The sequence below is a fragment of the Acidovorax sp. HMWF018 genome (assembly GCF_003061035.1).
Classification (GTDB): domain Bacteria; phylum Pseudomonadota; class Gammaproteobacteria; order Burkholderiales; family Burkholderiaceae_C; genus Acidovorax; species Acidovorax delafieldii.
The window spans coordinates 1-4,881 of the sequence record NZ_QAIM01000441.1 but is presented as its reverse complement, the minus strand read 5'-3'; the positions used below and the strand labels follow the sequence as shown (position 1 = coordinate 4,881).

Genomic DNA, 4,881 nt, shown 5'->3' with positions numbered 1-4,881 from the left:
GGGGCCACGGAGGACGGGGTAACGGTTTGCATCCGCTTATTGTGCGATGTTGGCGGGCGGGCGCACAGTCCCCGATGTGTTCATGGTCGCCACCTGGGCACGGCCATTGCTTGGGTACCCCTATGTCCACCCACGTCCTGAACCTGCCCGCCGGTGCCAGTGCCCTCTGGCAAAACCGCCTGGGGCTGCTGCTGGAGTCCACGGGCGAGGGCGTGTTTGGCATCGACCTGGCGGGCAACTGCGTGTTCATCAACCGGGCGGGCGCACAGATGCTGGGCTTTGCGCCCGAAGAGGTGATGGGGCGCAACATGCACGCGCTCACCCACCACAGCCACCCTGACGGCAGCCCTTACGCCGACAGCGACTGCCCCATCTTCAACGCGTTCCGCCAGGGCTTGCCCTGCCGGGTGGACACCGAGGTGTTCTGGCGCCGCGATGGCTCGGCGTTTGCCGTGGAATATTCGAGCCACCCCATTTTGGAAGGCGATCAGGTGCAGGGTGCCGTGATCGCCTTTGTCGACATCACCAGCCGCAAGCGTGCTGCCGATGAGCTGCAACGCGCGCACGATGACCTGGCCCGTGCCAATGACGAGCTGGAGCGCCGCGTGGCCGCGCGCACCCAGGAGCTGTCGCAGGCGCTGGCGCAGCTGCGCGAGCTGTCGGCCTACTCGGAGCAGGTGCGCGAAGACGAACGCACCCGCATCGCCCGTGAGGTGCATGACGAGCTGGGCAGCCTGCTGGTGGCGCTGAAGATGGATGTGAACTGGCTGCACAAACGCCTGGGCGAGCAGGGCGAGCGCACGCCCGAGGCCGCGGGCGACATGCGCACCCAGATGCGCTGCAAGTGCCAGAACATGAGCCGCCTGATCGAAAACGCCGTGGACAACGTGGGCCGCATCATCACCGACCTGCGCCCCAGCATCCTGGACCACCAGGGGCTATGGGCGGCGCTGGAGTGGCAGGCACAGGAGTTCGTGCAGTCGGCCGAACTGGAGCTGGCGTGGCAGATGGAGGTGCCTGCCACCTTGCACTTGCCCGAGCCTGCCGCCATCGCTGTGTTCCGCATCTTCCAGGAGATGCTGAGCAATGTGGGCCGCCACGCGCAGGCCAGCGCCATCGACATTGCCATCGACGTGCAGGACGAGATGCTGCAACTGCGCGTGCGCGACAACGGCGTGGGCGCCACCCGCCAGGCCCTGGAGGCGCCCACCGCCTATGGCGTGATGGGCATGCGCGAGCGGGCGCGGCAGCTTGGGGGCCGGTTGAGCATCACCAGCGAGCCGGGGCAGGGCTCGTGCCTGCAATTGCTGATTCCTCTGGAGCTGTCATGAATTCCGTGGTTCGGGTGTTGATCGGTGATGACCACCGCATCGTGCGGGAGGGGCTCAAGCAGGTGCTGGGCGACCCGGCCAATGGCCTGCCCGAGATCACTGTGGTCGCCGAGGCCACCCAGGGCAGCGAGGTGCTGGAGCTGGTCGCCGCCCTGCAAGGGCCCACGGGAACACCGGGGCTGGACCTGGTGCTGCTGGACATCGCCATGCCGGGCATGGACGGCCTCGAAGTGCTGCAGGCGCTGCGCAAGGCCTGGCCTGCGTTGCCGGTGCTGATGCTCAGCACCTACCCCGAGCGGCAATACGCGGTGCGCTGCATCCAGATGGGCGCGGCGGGCTACCTGCACAAAAGCGCCGATCCCGACGACATGGTGGCCGCCGTGCGCAAGGTGGCCGCTGGCGGGCGCTACCTGACGGAGGCGACCGCGCAAGCCCTGGCAGGTGCACTAGAGCGCACCGGGGTGGTGCGTACCGCCCAGCAGGGCACGCCCGCCGGGGTGGACGCGCTCTCCTATCGGGAGCACCAGGTGTTCCGCCTGCTCACTGCCGGGCAGAGCGTGAGCGAAATTGGTGCGCAGCTCAAGCTCGCGCCCAACACGGTGAGCACCTACCGCGCCCGCATCCTCGAAAAGACCGGCGCGCGCAACGATGTGGAGCTTGCGCTGCTGGCGCGTGGCGCACCGGCAGAGTGAATTCGGTGCGTTGCACGACCGATTTGTAGTGCTGGCCCTACACGCTGTAGACACCACACCCACGAATTCATGACAGCGGGCCGACACCGGCAAAAACTGGCCCGCGCTTTGCGTAACGCCTGGCACCAACTTCTTCGAGGTGTGCCATGTCCGAATTCTTCTCGCCCTACGATGCCGACCGCCCGTTGATGCTGAAATGCAGCTGTGGCCGCGACCACACGGTGGCCGACCACCACACCGAGGTGTCGGCCGATGCCGCCGCAGCCACCCTGCGCCAGCGCAGCGAGACCCGTGAGTTCGAGCTCTACAGCAACGAGTTCATCGAAGCCACGCTGGTCAAGGCGCTGTTTCCGCAAGACGCGGTGCGCCGCCGCTTCATCAAGGCGGTGGGCAAGGGCACGGCCATGGCGGCCATCGCGAGCGTGTTGCCTGTGGCCAGCATGCAGGCCATGGCGCAAGAGAAGCAGGGCGCACTGGAGAAGACCAACCTCAAGATCGGCTTCATCCCTATCACCTGCGCCACCCCGCTGATCATGGCCCACCCGCTGGGCTTCTACAGCAAGCAGGGCCTGAGCGTCGAAGTCACCAAGACGGCCGGCTGGGCACTGATCCGCGACAAGATGATCAACAAGGAGTACGACGCCACGCACTTCCTGAGCCCCATGCCGCTGGCGATCTCCATGGGCCTGGGCTCCAACGCCACGCCGATGAACGTGGCCACCATCCAGAACGTGAACGGCCAGGCCATCACGCTCAGCCTCAAGCACAAGGACAACCGCGATCCCAAGAACTGGAAGGGCTTCAAGTTCGCGATCCCCTTCGAGTACAGCATGCACAACTTCCTGCTGCGCTACTACCTGGCAGAGGCGGGTTTGAACCCCGACACCGACGTGCAGCTGCGCGTGGTGCCACCCGCAGAGATGGTGGCCAATCTGCGTGCGGGCAATATCGACGGCTTCCTCGGCCCCGATCCTTTCAACCAGCGTGCCGTGTTCGAGGAAGTCGGCTTCATCCACCTGCTCACCAAGGACCTGTGGAACGGCCACCCCTGTTGCGCCTTCGGCACCAGCACCGAGTTCATCCAGAAGAACCCCAACACCTTTGCTGCGCTGTACCGCGCGGTGCTCACCTCGGCCGCGATGGCGCGCGACCCAGCCAACCGGGAGCTCATCGCCAAGGTGATTGCGCCCCAGGCCTACCTGAACCAGCCCGAGGCCGTGCTCAACCAGGTGCTCACCGGCAAGTTTGCCGACGGCCTGGGCAAGATCCAGAACGTGCCGGACCGCGCGGACTTCGACCCCATGCCCTGGCAGAGCATGGCCGTGTGGATGCTCACGCAGATGCAGCGCTGGGGCTACATCAAGGGCGATGTGGACTACAAGCAGATCGCCGAAAAGGTGTTCCTCATCACCGATGCGAAAAAGCAGATGAAGGCGCTGGACCAGAAGGTGCCCGAGGGCGCGTACCCCAAGTTCAAGATCATGGGGCGCGAGTTCGATGCGGCGAAGGCGGCCGAGTACGCCAAGAGCTTCCCCATCCGCAAGGCGGCATGACATGACTCCCGCCAAGAACCTCAACCTGCGCGCGGGCCTGTTGTCCGTGCTCATCTTCCTGGCCCTGCTGGGGATCTGGTACATCGCCACCGCTTCTTCGGGCGCGGGCAACAGCACGGCTGGCATGACCGCCGAGCAGATCGAGTACGCCAAGATGATGGGCAAGGACCCAGGCGCCAGCGCCAAGGGCAGCGGCTTTCCCACACTGGCAGAGATGGGCCGTACCGTGTGGGGGCACGTGTCCAACCCGTTCTATGACAACGGCCCCAACGACAAGGGCATCGCCATCCAGCTCGCGCATTCGCTGGGCCGGGTCGCGCTAGGGTTCGGCCTGGCCTGCTTGGTGGCGATACCGCTCGGTTTCGTCATCGGCATGTCGCCGCTGCTGCGCCGTGCGTTCGACCCGTTCATTCAGGTGCTCAAGCCCATCAGCCCGCTGGCGTGGATGCCGCTCGCGCTCTACACCATCAAGGACTCATCGATCTCGGGCATCTTCGTGATCTTCATCTGCTCGGTGTGGCCCATGCTGGTGAACACGGCGTTTGGCGTGGCATCGGTCAAGCGCGAGTGGCTCAACGTGTCGGCCACCCTGCAGGTCAACCCGCTGCGCAAGGCCTTCCTGGTGATCTTGCCCGCCGCAGCGCCCACCATCCTCACGGGCATGCGCATCAGCATGGGCATTGCGTGGCTGGTGATCGTGGCGGCCGAGATGCTGGTGGGCGGCACGGGGATTGGCTACTTCGTGTGGAACGAGTGGAACAACCTGTCGCTCACCAACGTGATCTTTGCCATCCTGGTGATTGGCGTGGTGGGCATGTTGCTCGACCTGGCCTTCGGCCAGCTGCAGAAGGTGGTGACCTATGTGGAGTGATGTCGCCCAGCGCCCGGCTGTTCCAGCCCCTCTTGCCACTGACGCCCCGCAACGAAAGGCCTCTGCCGTGACCCAAGGCTTCCTCCAGATCGACCGGCTGAGCAAAGCCTTTGTGCCCGCCAAGCCCGTGTTTGCCGATGTGTCGTTCACGCTCGACAAGGGCGAGTTCGTCTGCATCATCGGCCACTCGGGCTGCGGCAAGACCACCATCCTGAACGTGCTGGCGGGGCTCGACACCGCCACCTCGGGCACCGTCATCATGGGCGGGCGCGAAGTGGCCGGCCCCAGTCTGGACCGGGGCGTGGTGTTCCAGAGTCACGCGCTCATGCCCTGGCTCACGGTGCGCCAGAACATCGCGTTCGCCGTGAAGTCGCGCTGGCCCGACTGGAAGAAGAGCCAGGTGGATGCGCATGTGGAGAAGTTCGTGGCGCTGG

At 65.6% G+C, this 4,881-nt stretch carries 5 protein-coding genes; all 5 read left to right on the top strand.

Features of this window, described 5'->3' with window-relative positions:
* Positions 1 to 122 precede the first annotated feature (122 nt).
* A complete protein-coding gene (locus tag DBR23_RS18305) occupies positions 123 to 1,331 on the top strand; it encodes a PAS domain-containing sensor histidine kinase (RefSeq protein WP_108499167.1) in 1,209 nt (402 codons plus the stop codon).
* Positions 1,328 to 2,023 carry a response regulator transcription factor gene (locus DBR23_RS18300; protein WP_108499166.1) on the top strand — a complete coding sequence of 232 codons (696 nt, stop codon included), beginning with the start codon at positions 1,328 to 1,330 and terminating at the stop codon, positions 2,021 to 2,023. The genes DBR23_RS18305 and DBR23_RS18300 overlap by 4 nt, the downstream gene beginning before the upstream one ends.
* 146 nt (positions 2,024 to 2,169) lie before the next feature.
* On the top strand, positions 2,170 to 3,576 hold the full coding sequence (locus DBR23_RS18295; RefSeq protein ID WP_108499165.1) for a CmpA/NrtA family ABC transporter substrate-binding protein: 1,407 nt from the start codon (positions 2,170 to 2,172) through the stop codon (positions 3,574 to 3,576).
* Between the two features lies 1 nt (position 3,577).
* The gene (ntrB, locus tag DBR23_RS18290) at positions 3,578 to 4,447 is read left to right on the top strand and encodes a nitrate ABC transporter permease (RefSeq protein WP_108499164.1); all 870 of its coding nucleotides are present in this window, start codon (positions 3,578 to 3,580) and stop codon (positions 4,445 to 4,447) included.
* A partial coding sequence (locus DBR23_RS18285) for an ATP-binding cassette domain-containing protein (protein ID WP_146191369.1) occupies positions 4,437 to 4,881 on the top strand: 445 nt, incomplete at its 3' end. The genes ntrB and DBR23_RS18285, both read left to right, overlap by 11 nt.